The organism is Aliisedimentitalea sp. MJ-SS2 (genome assembly GCF_032586155.1).
Classification (GTDB): Bacteria; Pseudomonadota; Alphaproteobacteria; order Rhodobacterales; family Rhodobacteraceae; genus JAWHTC01.
Genome location: NZ_JAWHTC010000005.1, coordinates 70,586 through 91,081, shown reverse-complemented (window position 1 = coordinate 91,081; position 20,496 = coordinate 70,586). Strand labels below are relative to the sequence as shown.

General features: G+C 61.2%; 22 protein-coding genes. 8 read left to right on the top strand and 14 right to left on the bottom strand.

The annotated features are described in order from the left end of the window. Positions 1 to 47: 47 nt before the first annotated feature. The 6 genes from RXV86_RS18085 to RXV86_RS18060 form a co-directional block, all read right to left on the bottom strand. Entirely contained in the window at positions 48 to 515 is a 468-nt protein-coding gene (locus RXV86_RS18085) for an Hsp20 family protein (RefSeq protein WP_316301702.1), read from the bottom strand. A 172-nt stretch (positions 516 to 687) separates the two neighbouring features. Further along, positions 688 to 1,500, bottom strand: a complete 813-nt coding sequence (locus RXV86_RS18080) for a trypsin-like peptidase domain-containing protein (RefSeq protein ID WP_316301700.1) — start codon at positions 1,498 to 1,500, stop codon at positions 688 to 690. A 190-nt stretch (positions 1,501 to 1,690) separates the two neighbouring features. Then, positions 1,691 to 2,983, bottom strand: a complete 1,293-nt coding sequence (gene glcF / locus RXV86_RS18075; protein ID WP_316301699.1) for a glycolate oxidase subunit GlcF — start codon at positions 2,981 to 2,983, stop codon at positions 1,691 to 1,693. A 31-nt stretch (positions 2,984 to 3,014) separates the two neighbouring features. Further along, positions 3,015 to 3,371, bottom strand: a complete 357-nt coding sequence (locus tag RXV86_RS18070) for a hypothetical protein (RefSeq protein WP_316301698.1) — start codon at positions 3,369 to 3,371, stop codon at positions 3,015 to 3,017. A gap of 11 nt (positions 3,372 to 3,382) precedes the next feature. Beyond that, positions 3,383 to 4,513, bottom strand: coding sequence for an FAD-binding protein (locus RXV86_RS18065; RefSeq protein WP_316301696.1), 1,131 nt, complete (start codon positions 4,511 to 4,513; stop codon positions 3,383 to 3,385). Between the two features lie 58 nt (positions 4,514 to 4,571). Then, positions 4,572 to 6,005 (bottom strand): FAD-linked oxidase C-terminal domain-containing protein, encoded by a 1,434-nt coding sequence (locus RXV86_RS18060; protein ID WP_316301694.1) that lies wholly within the window; start codon positions 6,003 to 6,005, stop codon positions 4,572 to 4,574. Positions 6,006 to 6,174: 169 nt separating this feature from the next. On the opposite strand from RXV86_RS18060, the gene RXV86_RS18055 reads away from it, so the two are divergent. From RXV86_RS18055 to RXV86_RS18035, 5 genes are all read left to right on the top strand, one after another. Further along, entirely contained in the window at positions 6,175 to 6,537 is a 363-nt protein-coding gene (locus RXV86_RS18055) for a hypothetical protein (protein WP_316301691.1), read from the top strand. 100 nt (positions 6,538 to 6,637) lie between these two features. After that, positions 6,638 to 6,946, top strand: coding sequence for a metalloregulator ArsR/SmtB family transcription factor (locus RXV86_RS18050; RefSeq protein WP_316301690.1), 309 nt, complete (start codon positions 6,638 to 6,640; stop codon positions 6,944 to 6,946). A gap of 16 nt (positions 6,947 to 6,962) precedes the next feature. Then, positions 6,963 to 8,165 carry an oxidoreductase gene (locus RXV86_RS18045; protein ID WP_316301688.1) on the top strand — a complete coding sequence of 401 codons (1,203 nt, stop codon included), beginning with the start codon at positions 6,963 to 6,965 and terminating at the stop codon, positions 8,163 to 8,165. 88 nt (positions 8,166 to 8,253) lie between these two features. Further along, complete coding sequence (locus tag RXV86_RS18040) at positions 8,254 to 9,156, top strand: lysophospholipid acyltransferase family protein (protein ID WP_316301686.1); 903 nt, start codon at positions 8,254 to 8,256, stop codon at positions 9,154 to 9,156. Continuing rightward, a complete protein-coding gene (locus RXV86_RS18035; RefSeq protein ID WP_316301684.1) occupies positions 9,153 to 10,181 on the top strand; it encodes an N-acetylneuraminate synthase family protein in 1,029 nt (342 codons plus the stop codon). Before RXV86_RS18040 ends, RXV86_RS18035 begins: the two co-directional genes overlap by 4 nt. 99 nt (positions 10,182 to 10,280) lie before the next feature. Here RXV86_RS18035 and RXV86_RS18030 read toward each other — a convergent pair whose 3' ends face one another. The 4 genes from RXV86_RS18030 to RXV86_RS18015 are packed head-to-tail and all read right to left on the bottom strand — an operon-like array spanning position 10,281 to position 13,256. Then, entirely contained in the window at positions 10,281 to 11,150 is an 870-nt protein-coding gene (locus RXV86_RS18030; RefSeq protein WP_316301683.1) for an FkbM family methyltransferase, read from the bottom strand. After that, positions 11,147 to 11,827 carry a class I SAM-dependent methyltransferase gene (locus RXV86_RS18025; protein ID WP_316301682.1) on the bottom strand — a complete coding sequence of 227 codons (681 nt, stop codon included), beginning with the start codon at positions 11,825 to 11,827 and terminating at the stop codon, positions 11,147 to 11,149. The genes RXV86_RS18030 and RXV86_RS18025 overlap by 4 nt, the downstream gene beginning before the upstream one ends. Before the next feature lie 6 nt (positions 11,828 to 11,833). Beyond that, positions 11,834 to 12,631, bottom strand: coding sequence for a hypothetical protein (locus RXV86_RS18020; RefSeq protein WP_316301680.1), 798 nt, complete (start codon positions 12,629 to 12,631; stop codon positions 11,834 to 11,836). Then, complete coding sequence (locus RXV86_RS18015; RefSeq protein ID WP_316301679.1) at positions 12,624 to 13,256, bottom strand: tyrosine-protein phosphatase; 633 nt, start codon at positions 13,254 to 13,256, stop codon at positions 12,624 to 12,626. Before RXV86_RS18015 ends, RXV86_RS18020 begins: the two co-directional genes overlap by 8 nt. A 94-nt stretch (positions 13,257 to 13,350) precedes the next feature. Here RXV86_RS18015 and neuC point away from each other — a divergent pair, with 94 nt between their 5' ends. The 3 genes from neuC to RXV86_RS18000 all read left to right on the top strand — a co-directional run bounded on the left by neuC (position 13,351) and on the right by RXV86_RS18000 (position 17,195). Next, positions 13,351 to 14,472, top strand: a complete 1,122-nt coding sequence (gene neuC, locus RXV86_RS18010) for a UDP-N-acetylglucosamine 2-epimerase (protein ID WP_316301677.1) — start codon at positions 13,351 to 13,353, stop codon at positions 14,470 to 14,472. A 128-nt stretch (positions 14,473 to 14,600) separates the two neighbouring features. Further along, positions 14,601 to 15,857, top strand: coding sequence for a glycosyltransferase N-terminal domain-containing protein (locus RXV86_RS18005; RefSeq protein ID WP_316301675.1), 1,257 nt, complete (start codon positions 14,601 to 14,603; stop codon positions 15,855 to 15,857). A 12-nt stretch (positions 15,858 to 15,869) separates the two neighbouring features. Next, positions 15,870 to 17,195 (top strand): glycosyltransferase N-terminal domain-containing protein, encoded by a 1,326-nt coding sequence (locus tag RXV86_RS18000; RefSeq protein ID WP_316301673.1) that lies wholly within the window; start codon positions 15,870 to 15,872, stop codon positions 17,193 to 17,195. A gap of 63 nt (positions 17,196 to 17,258) precedes the next feature. Here RXV86_RS18000 and RXV86_RS17995 read toward each other — a convergent pair whose 3' ends face one another. The 4 genes from RXV86_RS17995 to RXV86_RS17980 all read right to left on the bottom strand — a co-directional run bounded on the left by RXV86_RS17995 (position 17,259) and on the right by RXV86_RS17980 (position 20,489). Continuing rightward, positions 17,259 to 18,050: an SDR family oxidoreductase gene (locus tag RXV86_RS17995; RefSeq protein WP_316301671.1), complete on the bottom strand. Its 792-nt coding sequence runs from the start codon at positions 18,048 to 18,050 to the stop codon at positions 17,259 to 17,261. After that, positions 18,043 to 18,738: an acylneuraminate cytidylyltransferase family protein gene (locus RXV86_RS17990; RefSeq protein ID WP_316301670.1), complete on the bottom strand. Its 696-nt coding sequence runs from the start codon at positions 18,736 to 18,738 to the stop codon at positions 18,043 to 18,045. Before RXV86_RS17990 ends, RXV86_RS17995 begins: the two co-directional genes overlap by 8 nt. Continuing rightward, a complete protein-coding gene (locus RXV86_RS17985) occupies positions 18,735 to 19,682 on the bottom strand; it encodes a hypothetical protein (protein WP_316301667.1) in 948 nt (315 codons plus the stop codon). Before RXV86_RS17985 ends, RXV86_RS17990 begins: the two co-directional genes overlap by 4 nt. Before the next feature lie 216 nt (positions 19,683 to 19,898). Beyond that, complete coding sequence (locus RXV86_RS17980) at positions 19,899 to 20,489, bottom strand: glutathione S-transferase family protein (protein WP_316301666.1); 591 nt, start codon at positions 20,487 to 20,489, stop codon at positions 19,899 to 19,901. Between the last annotated feature and the right edge of the window lie 7 nt (positions 20,490 to 20,496).

The window sequence follows — 20,496 nt, the reverse complement described above, 5'->3', positions numbered from 1 at the left end:
AGGCCCGGGCAAAACACCCGGGCCTTTCGCATGACTGTCACGAGGGATCAGTTGACGGCTTCGGCCTCAACCACATCCTTTTCAACCGCTTCACCGGTCGCAATCGCAATCCGGCGCGGTTTCAGCGCCTCGGGAATTTCCTTCACAAGGTCGATGTGAAGCATCCCGTCGAAATGGGCCGCGCCGGTGACACGCACGTGATCGGCCAGCTGGAAGCGGCGTTCGAATGCGCGGGTGGCGATGCCACGATGCAGGAAGGTCCGGCCCTCATCTTCTTCGGCCTTGCGGGCCGACACGATCAGAGCGCCTTCCTTCACTTCGACGGCCAGATCAACCTCGGAAAATCCGGCAACCGCGATCGAGATACGATAGGCGTCATCGGCGGTTTTCTCGATGTTGTAAGGGGGGTAGCTGTTGTGCGTGTTGTCGCCGGTCAGAACCCGGTCGAACATGTCGGCGATCTGGTCAAAACCGACGGTGGCACGGTGCAGCGGTGCAAAATCAAAATTACGCATGGGTCATCCTCCATTGAGCGATGTTGATGGGTGCCTTCCCTTCGGGACAGGCAAAAACGGTGTCAGGGCCCTTTCAGGCACCCCGACACAGAGAGATGTGGGAATGGTCGCGCCGGGTTTCAAGGATTTCCGAAAATCCTTGCTCCGCAACTCGGGCAATCTCGCCCAGCCATCAATTCTTGATGAATTTCGCACCTGCTGTGCTGCGCTTGCCGACCGTAATGCGGTTCGCGCGCGGGGCCGGATTGCTGCCAAAGACACCGCGGCCCGCCGCCAGTTCCGCTTTGAGCAGCGCCAGCGGCCCTTCAAGCTGGGTACCCAGCGACACGCGACGTTCCCCGAAGGCCGCCATCGCCGACACCACGGATACGATCCGCGGCTCTCCACTATCAAAGCTGAACACCGGTGCACCGCTGGATCCGAAATTGACATCGCAACTCATCACCAGCATCCCTTCCTGCCGCGCCTGGACAAGACAGACCTCTTGCAGCGACGGTGCCTCGGAGCGATCACGGGCATAGGACACAACGCCGACCCGGTCACTTTTGACCGGGCGCCGACCAGTCTTAAACGGGAAGATGGTGGTGTTGCGGATCGGGTGATGCAGCTGCAACAGGGCCACGTCATTGCGCACGCGTTTTGCCGTCAGCCGTTCGCCATAATCGTATTCGGGATGAATGACCGCCCGCTTGACCCAGCGATCCGCCGAGGCCCGGCCATTGCGCCAGCCGGCCAGGAATTTGATCTTCTGGTGCTCGATCTCGGCACCGCTATGCTTGTCAAAAAGACAATGTGCCGCCGTCAGCACCAGGTCCGGCGCAATCAGCGCCCCGGTGCAAAACCCCTTGCCGTTGATATCCAGCCGCCCCACAGCCTCCCAGCCGCGGCTGTCATCGCCTGTGTCCATGCGCTGCAACCGCGTGTCTTCGGCCAGGGCCGGTACGGTGAACAAAGCGACCAAAAGAACAACAAAAGAACGCAGCATAGGGGCTCCACTAAAGCGTTTCGAGAAAAACCTGAATCAAGGGGTTTCTCGAAACGCGCGAAACCTCTCGACGTCGTGGGCGCTTCGAAACAAAATTGTATCTCAAGTTTATTCCGAAACGCTTTAACTTGGCTCGCTTCGCGAGTAGCGCAGAGTTTTGTCAAAAATAGGGCAGCTCCGCAGATCACCCCTAGCCATGATCGCGCAGCTTGGCCGGCTTCGGCCCACCCGTCGCCCAGTCGAGCAGTTCCACCGTATGCACCACCGGCACCTCCGTGCCCGATCCGATTTGGACCATGCAGCCGATATTACCCGCCGCGATGATGTCCGGCGTCTTGGCCTCAAGGGTGCGCACCTTGCGCTCCTTCAACTGCGCTGAGATCTCAGGTTGCATCAGGTTGTAGGTCCCGGCAGACCCACAGCACAAATGGCTGTCGGCGGGCTCGACCACCTCGAACCCAACCCGTTTCAACAGGGTCTTGGGATGGGACGTAATCTTCTGGCCGTGTTGCAGCGAACAAGCCGCGTGATAGGCAACGCATTGGCTCTTTGCCGCCCCTTCTGGCAGATCCAGCTTCACCAGAAGTTCGCTGACGTCCATGGCAATTTCGCTGACCTTCGCCGCCTTCTCGGCCAGCGGCCCACCGCGGAACATATAGCCGTAATCCTTCACAGTCGTGCCGCAGCCCGACGTGTTGATTACGATCGCGTCCAGCCCCTCGCCATTGATCTCGTTGCACCACGCCTCGACGTTCTTTGCCGCCGTCGCGTGGCTCTCGCCTTCCTTGCCCATGTGATGTGTCAGTGCCCCGCAACACCCCGCGCCCTTGGCCACGACAACCTCGCATCCCAACCGCCGCAACAGACGGATCGTGGCATCGTTGATATCGGTGTCCAGCGCCTTTTGCGCGCAGCCCGTCATTAGCGCCACCCGCATCCTGCGGTCCCCTTTGGGGGCAAAACTCTGCGGATCATCATTACGGCTCACCGGCGGAATATGCTTCGGCGCCATCTTCAGCATCGCCTTCAGCCGCTTGTCCGGCATGGCAAAGGCAAACGGCCGCCCGATCTTCGCCCCCAGAAGCGCCAGCCGGAACCGCCCCGGGTAGGGCAGGATACGCGCCAATACCCAGCGCAGCATCCGGTCCATCAAGGGCCGTTTGTAATTCTTCTCGATATAGGTCCGCGCGTGATCAACCAAGTGCATGTAATGCACGCCCGACGGGCAGGTCGTCATGCAGGCCAGGCAGCTCAGGCAGCGATCCACATGCAGCACAGTCTTGGCATCCGGCACCCGCTCGTTTTCCAGCATGTCCTTGATCTGGTAAATCCGCCCCCTCGGGCTATCCAACTCGTCGCCCAACACCTGGTAGGTCGGACAGGTGGCGGTACAGAAGCCGCAGTGCACACAAGCGCGCAGGATTTCATTGGCGCGCTGCGTGCCTGCATCCTTTAGCTGCTCTTCGGTAAATGTCGTCTGCATCTCTTCCCCCGCGGCTCCCGCCGCTTATGCGCTATCCCGCGCTCATTGCCAGCGACAGCCCGAACCACGGCAGCACTGTTGCCGCCGCGCCCAGGGTCGCACCCCATTTCCTTGGCCGCCCCCGCCCCAGTTTCAGGGTCACCGCCTGAACCACCATCGCCAGTGTCACGATCCAGCCCAGCCACATCGCCGCCAGCCAGCCAAAGGCGGCCACGGGCAGATGTCCCAGCGTCGCGCGCATGACCTGGGCCGACGCGATCAGGGCCAGTGCCGAGAACACACCCATGACAAACCGCTGCCGGGTCGGCCTGTGCCGAATAAGCCCGATGAAAATCACCGGCCCCACCAGCATGAAAACCACATATGCAATCCCAACAGTCACGGGCATGACTTTTGACCTCAGCTCATCAACCCGGGGTTCAGAATACCCCTGGGATCGAACTTATCGCGCAAACCTTGCGAAATCTTTTGGATCGGGGCCGGGTCCGGATGGAACACCGCCACCCTTGCCTTGGTGTTGGCGCTTGCCCGGATCAGCGTCGCATGCCCTTTCATCCCCGCGGGTCGCATATCGGCACCCTCTGGTGTCAGGACCCAAACCAGCCCGCCACCCCAATCGTAAAGCAACTCTTTCGCGCCCATGCCACGCAGCACTTCGCCCAGAACCGGACCATCCCCTGGCGCCACCGAGTAGCGCCAGACATCGCCGTCCGACCCATGAAACGCCTCAACATCGCGCACCCAACGCCACCCGGCGGCGGTCTGCTCTGCATCGGTTTCCACCTGCGCCGCTCCAAACCCGGCCAACAGCGCCTTCAACTGATCCGCGCGATAGGCCACGCTGTCGGAAAAACCTTCGATCCGTATCATTGTCACCGGCGCGCCATCCACGCCCTTTGGTACATGCGCCGCGCCGCTTACTTCAAAAGGCGACGTCAACGCCCGAGTCAACGCCTCCACACCCTCGGCATCACTTAACCCTTCGATCAGCAAAACGGCCCGTGCAGGCGGCTCGGGCAGCACCTTGAAACTCACCTCGCTCAGAACCCCCAGCGTGCCCCGGCTCCCGGCCATCAGCTTCACCAGGTCATAGCCGGTGACATTCTTCATCACCCGTCCGCCGTTTTTCAACACGCGCCCCATGCCGTCGACAAACCTAACGCCCAACAGGAAATCCCGGCACGCCCCCACCGCAATCCGCCGCGGCCCGCTGACATTGCCGGCCACCACACCGCCAATCGTCGGTGCGCCTTTTGTCCCCATCAACCCGCGATAATCCATCGGCTCGAACGCAAGCCTCTGCCCCTCGGCGGCCAAGACCTTCTCGATCTCCGCCACCGGCGTGCCCGCCTTGACCACCAGCGTCAGCGCCCCCGGCTCATACTCCACCACACCGCTCAGCCCGGCAGTCGACAGCACATCCCCCTCAACCGTCCCGCCAACACCCTGCGTTCCACCACCAACGATCCGCAAGGGCCCTTCCGCCCCGGCAATCATCCCGCTCAGCTCGTTCTCGCTCTCAGGATCCATGTTCTTCCTCTTGCCCAAAATATCCCAGGGGGTCCGGGGGGCTGGCCCCCCGGCGCTCTCAAGCCACGCGCCGCGCCTCGGAGGCCGCCAAAGGAAACACCTTCGCAGGGTTCAACAACCATTTCGGGTCAAACACATCCTTCACCGCCATCTGCATATCCAGGTCCTCCGGCGCAAACTGATCCACCATCAAATCACGCTTCTCGATCCCGACCCCATGCTCCCCGGTCAGGCACCCACCCACCTCGACACAGAGCTTCAGAATATCCGCCCCGAAGGCCTCGCACAGCTCCAGGTCGCCCGGCTTGTTGGCATCAAACAGAATGAGCGGATGCATATTGCCATCACCCGCGTGAAATACGTTGCCCACATCCAGGCCATACTCGCGGCTCATCTCGCCAATCCGGCGCAGCACGTAAGGGAGCTGCGACACTGGAATCGTCCCATCCAGGCACATGTAGTCGTTAATCTGCCCCATCGCCCCAAAGGCCGATTTCCGGCCCAGCCAGATTTTTGCGCTTTCCTCTTCAGACCCGCTCTCGCGCAGTTCCACCGGGTTGTGCTTGCGGGCAATCTGCAGGATCACACCCAACTGCTCGTCGATCTCGGCCTCCGACCCCTCGACCTCGACAATCAACAACGCCTCGCAATCGGGATAGCCCGCCCCGGCAAAGGCCTCGGTCGCGCGGATACAGGGCCGATCCATGAACTCAATCGCCACCGGCAGCACACCGGCCTTGATGATGTCGCTCACCACCTGCCCGGCGACCTCGTTACTGTCATAGCCCATCAGCACCGGTCGCGCGCCCTCGGGCTTGCGCAAAATCCGCAGCGTCGCCTCGGTCACAACGCCCAGCTGGCCTTCGGAGCCACAGATCAGCCCCAACAGGTCATACCCGCGGGCATCCAGATGCGCCCCGCCGACCTCGACAATCTCGCCTTCCATGGTCACCATTGTGACCCCCAGCAGGTTGTTCGTCGTCACCCCGTATTTCAGGCAATGCGCCCCGCCCGAGTTCATCGCGATATTGCCAGCGATGGCGCAGGCCAATTGCGACGACGGATCCGGCGCGTAAAAGAATTCCTCTTCCTCCACCGCGCCCGACACGCTCAGGTTGGTCCGCCCGGTCTGCACCCGGATGAAGCGGTTGTCGTAGTCGGTCTCCAACACCGCGTTCATCCGCGCCACGCCCAGGATCACACTGTCGGCTGTCGGCAACGCGCCACCGGCCAGCGACGTCCCCGCCCCTCTCGGGACGACCGGCACATCCATCTCGTGACAAATGCGCAGCACGGCGGCCACTTCCTCGGTGCTCGATGGCAGCACCGCTACCATCGGCGGGCAGCGATACGCCGTCAGCGCATCGCACTCGTAGGCTCGTGTCTCGGCTTCCTCGTGAATCACCGCATCGCGGGGCAGCACGCCCAACAGGCGCTCGACCAGGATCGGCTTTTTCGCCAGCAACGCGGCGTCGGGTTTCGGCATTTCCATCGCGACCTCCCGGCACCAGACTCAGGCACCCCTAGAATTGGTAAAAAAATATAACCAATTTACCCACAAGGCAAGTCACGATCGAATCTGATGCGAATTTGCCTCACCTCACGGGTAGCCACGAAGAGTTGAATAGGCCTCTCGCGCCGCCGCTTGCTATAGCTGAACCATGACCCGCGCATTTCTCTCCATTGCCCTGACGCTCACCCTTTTGACCACCGCACGCGCCGATATGCCGACGATTGTCGAGGCCTCGGCTCACCGCGTCGGCATGGGTTGGCGCATCGACGTAACCCTGCAGCACCCCGACACCGGCTGGGAGCATTATGCCGACGGCTGGGAAATCCTCGACAAATCCGGAAAGCAACTGGGCTATCGCAAGCTGATGCACCCTCATGTCGAGGAACAGCCCTTTACCCGCTCGCTGGTAAACGTCATGCTGCCCGACGGCACGCGCGAGGTTTTCATCCGCGCCAACTGTTCCAAGGCCGGCATGTCCACCGACAGCGTTGCCATCGACCTGCGCAACTGACCTTCACACCGCGTCCCGGGTTTCCGACAAGCCCTCGAAAACCATTCAGCGCCGCATTCCCGGATTGACAGAATACCCCTAAATCGAGATATTTCGATATATGGATACAGAAAAATCAATTGCCGCCCTGAACAACCCGATTCGCCGTCAGATTCTCGAATGGCTCAAGGACCGGTCCAACTTTCCGCCTGCCTTGCCGGAACATGCGGACCTTGAAGGCGTCTGCGTGGGATATATCCGGGACAAAGCACAATTGTCGCAATCCACGATCTCGAACTACATGGGGCTACTGAAACAGGCTGGGTTCGTGACCGCCGAACGCCACGGCCAATGGACGTTCTATCGCCGTGACGAAGACAACATCCGCGCCTTCCTCGACGCCATGCAGAACGAACTTGTCAAATCATGACAACGATGGGTGTGACATGACCAAACAGCAAAACGATACCGCAACGCTTTTGGGACGCCCTCTGGCATTACCCTGTGGTGCCCAACTCAAGAACCGCCTGATCAAGGCCGCCATGTCCGACAGCCTCGGCGATGGCGAAGGCAACGCCACGGATGCACAGGCGCGGCTCTACGAACGCTGGGCCCAAGGCGGTGCGGCCCTGTCCATCATCGGCGAGGTGCAGATCAGCCCGCATTTCCCGGAAAAGCCCGGTAACCTTGTCCTTGGCCCCGATGCGGACATGAACGCCTTGAAATCGCTCACCAGGCGTGGAGCCGTGAACGGCGCACAAATCTGGCCGCAACTGGGGCATGCCGGTGCGCTTTCACACCAGCCAATCAGCCATCCCAAGGGCCCCTCCCCCCTGAACGTCGACGGCCTGACATGCGAGGGGATGACACGCGCCGACATTGATGCCTTGCCTGCCGCCTATGCCCGTGCGGCAACAATGGCCAAGGATGCCGGATTCGGCGGGGTTCAAATCCATGCCGGTCACGGCTTCCTGTTCAGCCAGTTCCTGTCGCCGCTGTTCAATCACCGCTCCGATGCCTATGGCGGCACCGTTGCCGGACGTTTCCGGGTGATCGGTGCGACCATCGACGCCGTGCGCCGCGCCGGCGGCCCCGCCTTCCCCATCGGTATCCGGATCAACGCCACAGACAAACTGGTCGGCGGCCTGACCGAAGAAGATGCGCTCGAGGTGGTGCACCTGCTGAACAAGACTTCGGTTGATCTGATCGACATCAGCGGCGGCACCTACTTCCCCGGCGCAGCATCCAGTTCCGATGGCGCTGCCTCCGGCCCCTATTTCCTCGACTTCGCCAAACGCGCCAAGGCGATCACCTCGATCCCGATCATGCTGACCGGTGGGTTCAAGACGCGGGATCAGGCCGCATCAGCCATCAGGAATGGCGGCGCCGATGCCATCGGCCTTGCCCGACCGATGGTGCTTAACCCGTCGCTTGCGATTACTTGGCTGGGCGATTCCGGTGGTGACCCGGTCTTTCCCCGGTTCTCAGAAACACCGCCTGGCGGGGTTACGGCATGGTACTCCATGCGCCTCACGGCACTTGGCCACGACACAGAGGACACTTTCGATCTTTCCCTTGCCGACGCACTGGCCGCCTACGACTCGCGGGATGCGGAACGTTGCATCAGGTGGCAAAAACGATTCACTTGATCCACTCTTTACAAGTCCGCGCAGCACAATACCGGGTTTCAATCCTTCAACCCTTTCCCAACCGGGTAATTTGCGCGATATGAGGGCCATGAGCAGCAACGCCCAACCTCGCGGCTTCAAGGACCGCCTGCAATTCGGCTTCATCCGGGCCGTACTGTGGCTCATGCGCCGCCTGCCCTACAAGCGCCGCGTGGCGTTCTCCGGTTGGGTCCTCAGCCGCGTCGTGGCCCCACTGGTCGGTTGGCGCAAACGCATCGCCGCCAACATCCAGCTTGTCGCGCCGGAAACCACGGACGCAGAAATCCACCGCATCCAGCGCGCCGTGCCCGACAATTTCGGCCGCACGCTCGCGGAGCTTTTTTCGCCGGAAGAATTCGTCGCCCGCGCCCGTCAAGTCACGCTCGAAGGCCCCGGCCTCGCTGCACTGGAACAGGCCCGCGCCGAAGGCCGCCCCTCGATCCTCGTCTCGGGCCATTTCGGCAATTACGACGTGGTCCGCGCCGGGGTCATCGCCCACGGGTTCGAGGTCGGCGGTATCTACCGCCCAATGAACATCCCGCAATTCAACGAAATTTACGTCGACAGCATCAGCCGCGTCGGCAAGCCGCTATTCTCCCGCGGCCGCCGCGGCATGGCCGAGATGATGCGGTTCCTGAAAGGCGGCGGCACCCTCGCGGTGCTGATCGACCAGCGACTCAACAACGGCGTCCCGCTCCGGTTCTTTGGCCATACCGCCTATACCGCCCTTTCCTTCGCCGAGCTCGCCATGAAATACAACGCCACCGTCGTGCCCTGCTATGGCATCCGCCAGGAGGACGGGATCAGCTTCCGCGCCGTGCTCGAAGCGCCGGTGCCCCATACCACCCCCGAGGACATGACCCAGGCGCTCAACGATTCACTCGAAGCCATGGTCCGCCAGCACATGGGCCAATGGTTCTGGATCCACAATCGCTGGAAAGACATCCCCCAAATTCAGGAGGCCACTTCATGAAAATCGCCAACCGCGAGATCGGCCCCGCCCATCCGCCCCTCGTCATTGCCGAAATCGGCATCAACCATGGCGGCGATTTGAACGTCGCCAAGGACATGGTCCGGCTCGCCGCCGCATCGGGTTGCGAGATGATCAAGCACCAGACTCACATCGTCGAAGACGAGATGACCGACGAGGCCAAGGAAATCTTCCCGCCTAATGCCGATGTCTCGATCTGGGAGGTGATGAAGCAATGCGCCCTGTCGCTCGAAGACGAGGCCGAGCTGAAACGTTATTCCGAAGAACTGGGGATGATCTGGATTTCGACGCCGTTTTCGCGCGCCGCTGCCGATTTCCTCGAAACCCTCGACGTCCCTGCCTACAAGATCGGCAGCGGAGAGGCCGATAACCTGCCCCTGATCCGCCACATCGCGCGCAAGCGCAAACCGGTGATCCTGTCGACCGGGATGCAGACCATCGACACCATGCGCGCCAGCGTCGCCATCCTGGACGAAGCGGGCTGCGACTATGCCCTGCTGGAATGCACCAACCTCTACCCCTCACCTGCGGAAATCGTCTCGCTCAAAGGTGTCACGGAACTGAAAGAGGCCTTCCCCAACGCCGTCGTCGGCTTCTCGGATCACTCGATCGGCCCGGAAATGGCGCTGGCTTCCGTGGCCTTGGGTGCAAGCATTCTTGAACGCCACTACACCGACACCCGCTATCGCAAGGGGCCGGACATCTCCTGTTCGATGGACCCAGCCGAACTGCGCCTGCTGATCGACCGGAGCCGCGAGATCTGGATCGCCGCAAACAACGACAAGAAACGCACCGGGCCGGAAGAAGACGTCTACCGCTTCGCCCGGGCCTCAGTTGTCGCCGATGCCGACCTGCCCGCCGGGCATGTGATCGGTGAAGCCGACATCTGGGCCCGTCGCCCCGGCTCGGGTGAAATTCCCGGCTACGACTTTGACAAGGTTGTCGGCAAAACGCTCAAGGTGGCGGTGACGCGCAATCAACAACTCACCTGGGCTGATCTGGACTGACGCTTGCGGAACGCACCAAGCGCGTTCACACGCACTTGATACGCAAATTCGAATTTGCGTTTCCAAGGATTTTCGAAAACCCTTGGTCGCGTGCAAGTCTCAGCCACCATATCCCGGCGCGTCAATACTGCACAGCACCATCAAGTAGTTGCGCTTGTCCAACCGCCCAACTGGCACCAACCTGCCCGCCTTGTTCGCCCGCTTCCCGGTAAATATCGCATAAAGACTGCGCGCCGCCTTGCGCAGCACTTTTGGCAACTGGCTGATCGTGCCTGCCTCCACCGGCTCATGAAAATGTGCGTATCCCAGCTCGCGCAGCGCCTCGATCGACGCCGAGGTGCCATTCTCGATCTCGTCGGCCAGAATTTCCAGCATCACCACCGGGCGATGCCGTTTTATCGTCTCGGCCGCGCCCTTGATCGCCTCTGCCTCGTGCCCCTCGATATCGAACTTGATAAATGAAATTGCATCACAAGCCTGCACCTGTGGAACTTCGTCGATCCGCACCAGATCAAACTTGACCCAATTGCCATCGCGCCCCACAGACCGCTCCAAAGACGAGGCCGCAAGATTCATCTTGTCTTCGACAATTTCTGCCGACCCTCCCTCGGATGAGGCCCCGACATTCAGTGGTATGATCGCCTCCGACAGCCCCGCATTGATCGACAAAAGCGCGAAATTTCGCGGGTGCGGTTCGAACGAAATCACCTTGTCGAAATGCTGGGCGAAATGAACACTGTGATTACCGATGTTCGCTCCAACATCCAGACAGGTCGATGGATGCGACAGCTTGGGGAACACATCGCGCGCCAACAGCTCCAACTGATCGCGTTCATACTGCCCCTCAAGGTGGATGAACGTGGTGATCAAATCGAACGAATAACAGGCAAGCTGCGGATACCGGGCCATATGGTCCCGGTTAGCCTTGTTCAAAAACTTGCGCGCGAAATAGTAGGAAATCGCGTTCATGCTGCCTGCCCCTCGACACCGGGTAAATCGGCCACCCGCCACAGCCCCAGCATCTTGTTCGGCAGCTGACCGGGAACATCCTCCTGCCCCTCTTCCAACAGCTTGGCCGGTGCAGGCAGGTTGAACGGTGCGGCTTGCAGGTCTATCGAGCGCCATTGCCCGGTCGAAATCTCGTCATTGGTGCCGGTTCCAGGGTAGGTCGTCGTCAACAGCCACTCTGACCCGGATGCCTTGATGTTCGCCAGAGCCGCCTTCACATGTTCGGTGCTCAGATGGACTAGGCAATCACGCACAAAGACCAGGTCATGTTTCGGCACCGGCCCTTGGATCAGGTCGATCACCTCGAAGTTCACCCCCTCGCGCGCATGTTTCACCCGGTTATCCGCGATCAGCTCGGCCACGATATCGCCGCCGGTATAGTGCTGCACCCCCAGATCGACATGCTGCATCCAGAAATAGTCGCCGCACGGTAGGTCCAGGAAACTCTTCGCGTCAAGTTCGGCCACCAGCTCGGGCAGCCGCTGACGCAACACTTCGGTAGCCGTCAGGTTCGACCCCTTTCCCGAGCGGCTGTCCTCATCACCCCACTTATTTTTGTGGTAATAGGCACTGAACACCTCGCCCGGCGCCTTGCGACCCAGCTTCCATTTCCGAATGGCTTCCTTGATCCGCCCCATGGCCTCTTATCCTTCATCGAACGGCGGCAAACGCCCGCCATGTTCTACCCAGTAGTCACGCACCCATGAAACCTGCCCGTGGCCCATATGCGGGAACCGGTCCCAAAATCCGGCCCGTTCCCCGATCATGGCAATAGGCCGTGGATCGCCATGGAATGCAACGATCTTGGTGTCCTCGGGCGGGGCCTTCGGAGCCACGAACAGGTCCATGCCTATGGGCCGACGCAGCCAGCGCTTGAAGCTGATAACCCAACCATCCGGCCAGAACTCTAGCCCCTTGGCATGGGCCGCCACGAAATCCTGCTCATTATGGAACCGGTCCATCGACCCGCCCATATCGGCCTCGAAGGCCTCGAGAACCTGCGTCTGTCCCCCCAGATCAAAGGCAAACACCCCGGTGCCCAACTCGCGCAGCTTGCTGCCCTCGCGCCCCGGTCGCCAGCCTTCGCCCACGTCGATTCCGATGAACTGCGCCTCATGTTCAAACATCTCGTCCAATCCGCCCAGCACCACCATGTCGAGATCGACAAACAAACAGCGTCCTGTCAGCCCGTGCAGATCAGCCGCATACAGCGCCAGCTTGGGCCAAACGCCGGATGTATACCACTGCTCCGGGCGCAGCCCGATGTCCGGGATCGGCAAGGCCTCGACTCCGTCGACGAATCCTTCGCTGTCATCAGTCAGGCAGACAAAACGGAACGGCCCGCTGATCGCGTTGCGACACGCATTGAAAAGCACGTTCACATAGTCCGCCGGGAACAGCGTTCCCCATTTCATGCAGAGCACGATCCGTACGTCAGCCATCGAACCCACCTTTCGCCCCGGCCTTCGGATCATAGTCGTTCCTGACCCAATCCATGAAATCCTGGCCCTTGTCATAGGCGGGCTGGTACTGCTTGAACAAACTCCGCAAGACACCCTTTTTCGAAAACCACAGATGCGCGTGTTTCCAGGTCAGCTGTTTCGCCGCCTCTTCCGGGCTGACCCCTTTGAAGGCCATCAGATATATGCCCGAGGCCAGCCCGGTGCGGTCCGCCCCCGACTTGCAATGCATCATGACGGGACGCGGCAGCCGCTCCATCATCTCGATCAGTTTCAACACCGTGTCCCGGCTGGGCAGCTCCGTTGACGCCATGTGCATGCCGAAGTATTCCAGCCCCAAGTCGTCGCAAGCTTCGATTTCAAGAGCAACCGGCGCGAGGCGCCCGCCCCGCAGGTTCAGAACCGACACCCCGCCCCGCCGCTTGAATCGCCTGAGCCGCCAGATATTGGGCTGGTTCGACCGGAACACGCCAGCGTCGATTTCCTTCACATTGGTCCACAGATGGCGCAGAAAACCGTGATCGACAAACTCGGTGAACAGCACCGAGGCCAGCCGCGCCCTGGGCGTATCCACCCGATGCGAAATCATGTCGCGGAATTTTCGCATGTGTGGGCGGCCTCTTGCGCTTTGGTCGCCACTGCCTAGACATTGCGGCCTGTTCTGTCCATACCATCGGTGACCGCACAAGTTTGGGGCAACGATGCGAAAACACCTGCTCTTCGTGACCGGCACCCGTGCCGATTTCGGCAAGATCGAACCACTGGCGCTTGCCGCACGTGATGCCGGCCATGACGTGTCCTTCTTTGTCACCGGGATGCACATGCTTGACCGCTACGGCCTGACCAAGATCGAGGTCCACCGCACCGAGGGCGTCACCGTGCACGAGTTCCTCAACCAGCGGGTTGGCGACCCGCAGGACATGGTGTTGGCCAAAACCGTTCTGGGCTTTTCCGATTTCATCGCCGAGCACCGCCCCGACATGGTGGTGGTACATGGCGACCGGGTCGAGGCGCTGGCCTGTGCGCTGGTCTGCGCCACCAACTACGTGCGCTGCGCCCATATCGAGGGCGGTGAAGTCTCGGGCACGATCGACGAGCTTTTCCGCCACTGCAACACCAAGCTTGCCTATTGCCATTTCGTCAGCTCCGAGGCCGCCGCCAAGCGAGTGCGCGCCCTGGGTGAACCGGCCGATGCGATCTTTGCCATCGGCTCGCCCGAATTGGATTTTCACTCGCGTGCGTCGGGGGTCAGCATCGAAGAAGTCCGCAACCACTATGAAATCACCTTTGACGAATTCGGCATCTGCACTTTCCACCCGGTGACCTCCGAAGCCGCGAGCATGGGGAGGCAGGCCGCTGCCTTCTTTGGCGCGCTGGAGGCATCGGGACGTAATTTCGTGGTGATCCTGCCCAACAACGATCCAGGTTCTGAGGATATTTTGGCAGTTATCAACGCCCTTCCCAAAAACCGCTTCCGTGCGATCCCCTCGATGCGTTTCGCACATTTCTCCGAAGCGATGAAAAACGCCGCCTGCATCGTCGGCAATTCCAGTGCGGGTGTACGCGAGGCACCGTTCCTCGGCATCCCCTCACTCGATATCGGTTCGCGCCAGAACAACCGCTCGGACGGGGCATCGATCACTTCCTGTACGGCAGATGATGCCGACACGATCGCACGGTTCCTGCGCGAAGAATGGGGCGTGCGCCGAGATCGCGATGCCGCCTTCGGCGAAGGCAGTGCGGCCGAGCGGTTCGTGGACCTGCTGGCCGATCCGTCTTTCTGGGCCCGGTCGTTGCAGAAAGAATTTCATGATCACGCCTGACGGAGGTCTGATCCAGCGGAGCGCCTGCGCGCGCAGGTTTGATTGCGTTCAGGCCACGCAGGCCTTGGGGGTTCCACCCCAAAACCCCCGAGATATTATTAATCAGATGAAGTTTCAGGACCGGGACCATGCGTAGCCCGGAAATTGCTCTGCGCGCGTGGCTTGGCCTGACCTGGGTCTTGCAACCGATCCTGCCCTGGCACCTGAAACGTCGGATCAAACGCGGCAAGGAAGACGCCACCCGCTGGCGCGAGAAACTAGGGCATGCCAGCGCGGAGCGGCCAGAGGGGCGGCTGATCTGGATGCATGCCGTTGGCCTAGGGGAGGTGTTGGCCCTGCGTGGCTTGATAGCGCGCCTGTCTGAACAGGACCCGGACCTGAACTTCCTCGTTACCTCCGGCACACTGGCCTCGGCTCAGGTGTTCGCCCGCAACCTGCCACCACGCACCATCCACCAATTCGCGCCGCTCGATGCCCCCGGCCCCGCCCGTCGCTTTCTCGATCACTGGCGCCCCGACCTGTCGATCTGGGCCGAGCAGGAACTCTGGCCCGGCCTTGTCTTTCGCACAGACCGCGCGAACATCCCGCTGGCGCTCGTCAATGCCCGAATGAACACGACCGCATTTGAACGGCGGCGACGTGGCGGCGCAATCTATCGCGATATCCTGCCCCGCTTTGCCCTGATCTCGGCCCAGGACGACCTGACCGCCGAGCATCTTGCCGCTTTGGGCGCACCGCTTGTCTCGACCGACGGCTCGCTTAAACCCGTCACGCCGCCCTTGGCCGATGCCCCCAAAGAACGCGCGGATTTGCAGGCTGCGATCAAAGGCCGGTTCTGCTGGCTGGCCGCCTCAAGCCATGACCCCGATGAGAGTCTGGCTTTGGCCACCCATGAGGCCCTGCTGAAAGCAAACCCGGACGCCCTTCTGATCCTCGCTCCACGCCTGCCTGATCGGGCGCCAGAGATCATGACCAGGCTTGCGGAACTAGGCCTTGAAACCGCTCAACGCAGCAAAGGCCAGGACATCCCCCAGGACACCCAAGTCTACCTCGCCGACACATTTGGCGACCTCGGCCTGCTCTATCGCCTGGCCCAAGCCGCCTTCATCGGTGGCACCACCAGCGACATCGAAGGCCACAACCCGTGGGAGGCGGCGCAGCTTGGTTGCACGATTCTGCACGGCCCCCGCACCGCCAATTTCGCCGCAGACTATGCCGCCCTGACCGTCGCTGATGCCGCGCGGCTGGCGGGCACGCCGGACAAGCTCGTGACGGCCCTGCAAGACCCCTCCTTGGCCGACACCGCTACCCGCGCCAGCACACTGGTCGCGGCCAATATGGACCGGCTCGATCATTTGTGCCAAAAGCTGCGCGAGCTTCTCTGATCGGGCAGACCCTTGACCAACATCCCCCCCTGGAACAAACCTCTCCGCCTGCGCGTTTTCCTCGTGCTGTGGCGCATCGCGTGGTTTGTGCTGATGCCCGGACTGCTGTTCTACCTGTGGAACCGTGGCCGCCACGACCCGCTTTATCGCCAACGGCTGGGGCAGCGTTTCGGCTTTCACGCCAAGCGCGACAAACCACATGTCTGGATCCATGCGGTGTCTATCGGTGAACTCCGCTCGGTCGTCCCGTTGATCCGTGCCTTGTTGGAACGGGGCGAACACGTGGTCACCACGCATTTCACCCCTGCCGGCCTGCGCGAAGCCGAAAAAATCTTCACCGACGAAATCGTCACCGGTCAGCTCTCGGCGGTCTATGTCCCCTTCGATTATGGTCTCGCCTTTCGACGTTTCTTCCGCGCCTTCCGCCCTAAATACGGCCTGGTGATGGAGGTCGAGTTCTGGCCCGGCATGATCACCGCTTCGCGCCGCACCGATATCCCGCTGTTCCTGTGCAACGGCCAATACCCGGCCAAAAGCTTTGAACGCGACAAGGACAAATCTCTCTCGCCCGCCCTTCTTGTGCCCGGTTTCGCAGGTGTCATGGTGAAATCAGACCTCCAAGCCAGCCGCTTCCAGAGTCTGGGCCAAAACCGCATCGCCATCACCGGCGAAATGCGTTTCGAACAACCGGTCCCCCCCGCCCATCTGGCCCGCGCCGCCGACCTACGCGCCATGCCTGCCCTGGCAGATCGCCCGATCATCACTTTGGCCAGCGTGGTTGAATGGGAAGAGGACCTGTTCCTCTCGGCCACCCAAGCCCTTCTGGATCGACCACAATCAACCCGCCCGCTGATTGTTTACGTCCCCCGCGCACCCGAGCGCTTCGATGCCGTTGCCGACAAACTCGCAGATGCCGGGCTGTCCTTCGCCTGCCGCAGCACGGCATTGAACCCAGACCTGTCCCCAGTCGGCGATATCCAGGACCTCGACATCCTGCTCGGCGATTCCCTGGGCGAGATGTTCTTCTACCTCGCGCTTTGCGACTTTGCAGTGACGGGCGGCGGCTTCAACCCGCGCGGCTCACACAACATCATTGAACCGCTGGCACTTGGCAAACCGGTGATCGTCGGTCCCGAGATCTGGACCATCGAATACCCAGCTGTCGAGGCCATCGCCGCCGGCGTAGCGCAACAAGTTGACGGTGGTGAACTGCCGCAAACCCTTCTGAACCCGCAAATGCCCGATCAGGCACAGATCGACACCTTCTTGGCCGATCACGCCGGCGCGGTTAAGAAAACTCTGATAGCGTTGGAAACCTGGTTCTCACCCGAAACCTGACCGCATCCGATTGCGCCCGGGCAACGCGGGCGGGTGGGCGGGGCGTTGGCCGGGCGCAGCCACTTACCAGGCCGAGAACCCACCGTCGACATTGACAAGCTGCCCGGTCATGTAACCTGACTGCTCGCTCGCCAAAAACAACATCACATCGGCAATCTCGTCGGGCTGGCACATCCGCCCCGCCATGATCAACTCGCCAACCCGACGCTGGAATTCTTCAGAATGGTTGTTGAACACCGCCCCCGGCGCAATCGTGTTCACCGTCGCCTGCCGCTGCGCCCAATACCCGGCCAGCCACACGGTCAGCCCGTGAATACCCGCCTTGGTCACGCCATAGGCGCTGAAATTCTTGAACGGCATCCCTTCGTAAATCGGGTGATGCGCGCCGTTGAGGGCATACATCGACGCCACGTTGATCAGCGTGCTGGGATACTTGCCGACAATATCGCGATCCATCTGCCGCGCCACCATGAAGGCGCCGGTCAGGTTGGTGCGTAGGGTCTTCTCGAAATCCTCGACCGTGGTGTCGGCAAAATCCGGGAACCCCTTTCCCTTGCCCATCAGCAACTCACCGGTGATGGCGGCGTTGTTCAGCACCACGTTGGGCTCCCATCCGTCGCCCATGATCCGCTTGAAGATTGCTTCGGCCCCGGCCTCGTCACCAACATCCAGATCATAGAAGCGGAAGTTCTCGTTTCCGCAATGGGCCTCTTTCAACACCTCGGCCCTCTCGCCCTCCAAATCGCTCGCCACAACCCGCGCGCCCTGCGCCAGCATGCGTCGCACATAGGTCGAGCCCAGAACCCCCCCCGACCCGGTGATGAATACCGTCCGGCCCTTCAGTTGATCACCCATTGATACGCTCCTTCATCAGGCATTCGACGATCTTGAAATCCAGCTCGCTGTCGATATCCAGACACCGCTCGGGCAGCATCAGGTACGGCAGAACCCGCCCTTCGAACAACGCCTGTGATCGGCGCAAATAGGCCGGGGAGACCACGTAAGTGCTGGCCGCATGTTCCCACACCACCGGCGCCTGCTGACGCGCCACGACTCCTCCTGGCAGCGGCTTGGATATCCGCAAACTCCCGGCTTCGTCCGGTTCCACAAGATTGAAATAGGGGTTCTTGCGCGCCTCGGTGCAGGACATGATCATGTCCGGCTTTTCCTCGAAAAACGCATCCAGCGCCCCATCGATATCTTCCATCTCACGCAGCGGCGAGGTGCAGTCGAGATCGACAAAAGCCTCGACCTCGCCCATCAGTTCCACCGCCTTTTCAAGGCTATGCTGCCACACGCCCCACTTACCGGCACCGTCCGTCGCCAGCTCATCCGGCCGCAGCCCCATCTCAAGACAGCCCTTGGCGACGGAATGGTTGTAGATCCGTTCATCATCGGTGCTGACGATCACCGCATCGATCCGCGGATGCTCCAACAACTGCTCTAATGACCAGTCGATCAGCGGCTTGCCCAAAAGGTCGCGAAAGTTCTTCCCCGGCACGCCCTTCGAGCCCTTACGCACCCCGATATGCCCGACGATCATTCGAAACCTCCTTCGATCTGCCCATGGAACCTGCGTGTTTCCCAGGCTTCGGCGATCAATGCACAGCTTTCCCGAACCCTGTCAAACCGCGGTATCAAAGGATTGCCCGATGTCTCACGCTCCTCAGCCAGCGCCATGAAATCCCCCATGATGCCTAGAAACATGTCATTGCGATCAAACCGCCAGTCACGCAACACGTCACCCTTTTCGTCCGAGCGTACCCAACTTGGCACCAGCCAGTCCAAATCAAGCACCTCGTCGCGCCCGCGCAACTGCATCCGTCGTAGACTTTTCGGCGACAGGTAATCCATCGCCACGCTGCCCACCGGTCCACCATCTTTTGCCAATGTCACCCGCGTGGAGAAATCGACCCCGTGGAAATCAGCGTGACCTACACAGTCCACCGCCTGCAATTCTGCTTTCGGGAACAAGCAATACGCCATGTCCAGTTCGTGACACAGGTCCAGCAGAACACCACCACCCTCGGCGCTGGCCGCGTAACTGTCGGCAAACCGCCAGTTCTGCCGCCATTGCCGCACGTCGTGGCCGATCTCGAAGGTGAATCCATAGGCCTCGACCGGGTCCTCTACCAACGCCCTGAGCGCCGGGTGATAGCGCATCATGAACCCGACCATCGACCGCTCCGCCACTGGTTCGGCAGCCTGATAAATCCGCTCCAACTCCCCCATCTGAAAGGCCAGCGGCTTTTCAACGTAGAACGGCACATCCAACCGCCCGCACATCTCGATCAGATCAAGTCGGATTTGCGTTGCTGTGGCAATCACCACCGCAGCATTTTCGGCCCCCGCCACCATCGCCTCAAGCGTGACCATATCCAGCCCGCGCCAGCCGATCAGGTGGCTATCAGCCCCCAGGGCCTGCAGGTTGTCATGATGCCGCCGCCCGATCGATCCAGCGCCGACCACGAAATACTGAATACTCATGTCGCCCTCATGTTTCCTATGGGGCTATCATCCACGCCCGGACAGGGCAATCTAAGCTCGGTTGCTTTGTCCGGTTATGGCCTGATCCAGACCTTCAAACGCCCCCGACCCATCCTTCCTCTTGCCGGAAATATCCCGGGGGTCCGGGGGGCTGGCCCCCCGGCCGGTCGGATTGCGATAGCAATTCGAAACCCTGCTTCAGACCTGAATCCAAGCTTATGGCGGCCCCGGCGCGGTTTCCTGCATGAACGGGCAGCCTGCCCGCGCTCTGGCCCAACCAACCACGCCCGGCGCAACACCGGCCCATTTATTGTCCATCTGACGCCTCAAACCGATATCAATGGCACAGGCCAACGTCAGGGCGGTGAAATCCCAACGCCCCTCACCCTGCCAACGCGGTTCCAGCCATTCCAAAACCCGGCGCGCCCGGGCCACCTCGTACGCCATGACAGGCGCTGATTTCTGCCCCTCGGGACGCACGTTTTCCCGCAGCCAGACGGCCACACCATCCAGAAACCCCGTCACCACATGTCGCAGGAACCGCGCGTCGTCATCTTCCGGCGGCAACCACCGGTCACGCCCTTCCAACACGTCAAAATGGGCGCAGATATCGCGGCTATTGCTGAACCGCGCAGCCCCGTCTTTCAGGTAAGGCACCTTTGCCAATGGGGTCACGTCGAAATAGCCGCTGCCGGCATCGCGCGTTGTGGCCTCGAACTCGTCAACCCGCGACCGAAGCCCGCTTTCCCGCAGGGCCACCCGCGCGATCCGCGCATAGGGCGAGTTCGGCGTGTAGTAGAGCTTCACAGTTTCA

Bases quoted from the DNA above. Each gene is read 5' to 3' on its own strand.
- RXV86_RS18085 (WP_316301702.1), bottom strand. From the start codon at position 515: ATGCGTAATTTTGATTTTGCACCGCTGCACCGTGCCACCGTCGGTTTT.
- RXV86_RS18080 (WP_316301700.1), bottom strand. From the start codon at position 1,500: ATGCTGCGTTCTTTTGTTGTTCTTTTGGTCGCTTTGTTCACCGTACCG.
- glcF (WP_316301699.1), bottom strand. From the start codon at position 2,983: ATGCAGACGACATTTACCGAAGAGCAGCTAAAGGATGCAGGCACGCAG.
- RXV86_RS18070 (WP_316301698.1), bottom strand. From the start codon at position 3,371: ATGCCCGTGACTGTTGGGATTGCATATGTGGTTTTCATGCTGGTGGGG.
- RXV86_RS18065 (WP_316301696.1), bottom strand. From the start codon at position 4,513: ATGGATCCTGAGAGCGAGAACGAGCTGAGCGGGATGATTGCCGGGGCG.
- RXV86_RS18060 (WP_316301694.1), bottom strand. From the start codon at position 6,005: ATGGAAATGCCGAAACCCGACGCCGCGTTGCTGGCGAAAAAGCCGATC.
- RXV86_RS18055 (WP_316301691.1), top strand. From the start codon at position 6,175: ATGACCCGCGCATTTCTCTCCATTGCCCTGACGCTCACCCTTTTGACC.
- RXV86_RS18050 (WP_316301690.1), top strand. From the start codon at position 6,638: ATGGATACAGAAAAATCAATTGCCGCCCTGAACAACCCGATTCGCCGT.
- RXV86_RS18045 (WP_316301688.1), top strand. From the start codon at position 6,963: ATGACCAAACAGCAAAACGATACCGCAACGCTTTTGGGACGCCCTCTG.
- RXV86_RS18040 (WP_316301686.1), top strand. From the start codon at position 8,254: ATGAGCAGCAACGCCCAACCTCGCGGCTTCAAGGACCGCCTGCAATTC.
- RXV86_RS18035 (WP_316301684.1), top strand. From the start codon at position 9,153: ATGAAAATCGCCAACCGCGAGATCGGCCCCGCCCATCCGCCCCTCGTC.
- RXV86_RS18030 (WP_316301683.1), bottom strand. From the start codon at position 11,150: ATGAACGCGATTTCCTACTATTTCGCGCGCAAGTTTTTGAACAAGGCT.
- RXV86_RS18025 (WP_316301682.1), bottom strand. From the start codon at position 11,827: ATGGGGCGGATCAAGGAAGCCATTCGGAAATGGAAGCTGGGTCGCAAG.
- RXV86_RS18020 (WP_316301680.1), bottom strand. From the start codon at position 12,631: ATGGCTGACGTACGGATCGTGCTCTGCATGAAATGGGGAACGCTGTTC.
- RXV86_RS18015 (WP_316301679.1), bottom strand. From the start codon at position 13,256: ATGCGAAAATTCCGCGACATGATTTCGCATCGGGTGGATACGCCCAGG.
- neuC (WP_316301677.1), top strand. From the start codon at position 13,351: ATGCGAAAACACCTGCTCTTCGTGACCGGCACCCGTGCCGATTTCGGC.
- RXV86_RS18005 (WP_316301675.1), top strand. From the start codon at position 14,601: ATGCGTAGCCCGGAAATTGCTCTGCGCGCGTGGCTTGGCCTGACCTGG.
- RXV86_RS17995 (WP_316301671.1), bottom strand. From the start codon at position 18,050: ATGGGTGATCAACTGAAGGGCCGGACGGTATTCATCACCGGGTCGGGG.
- RXV86_RS17990 (WP_316301670.1), bottom strand. From the start codon at position 18,738: ATGATCGTCGGGCATATCGGGGTGCGTAAGGGCTCGAAGGGCGTGCCG.
- RXV86_RS17985 (WP_316301667.1), bottom strand. From the start codon at position 19,682: ATGAGTATTCAGTATTTCGTGGTCGGCGCTGGATCGATCGGGCGGCGG.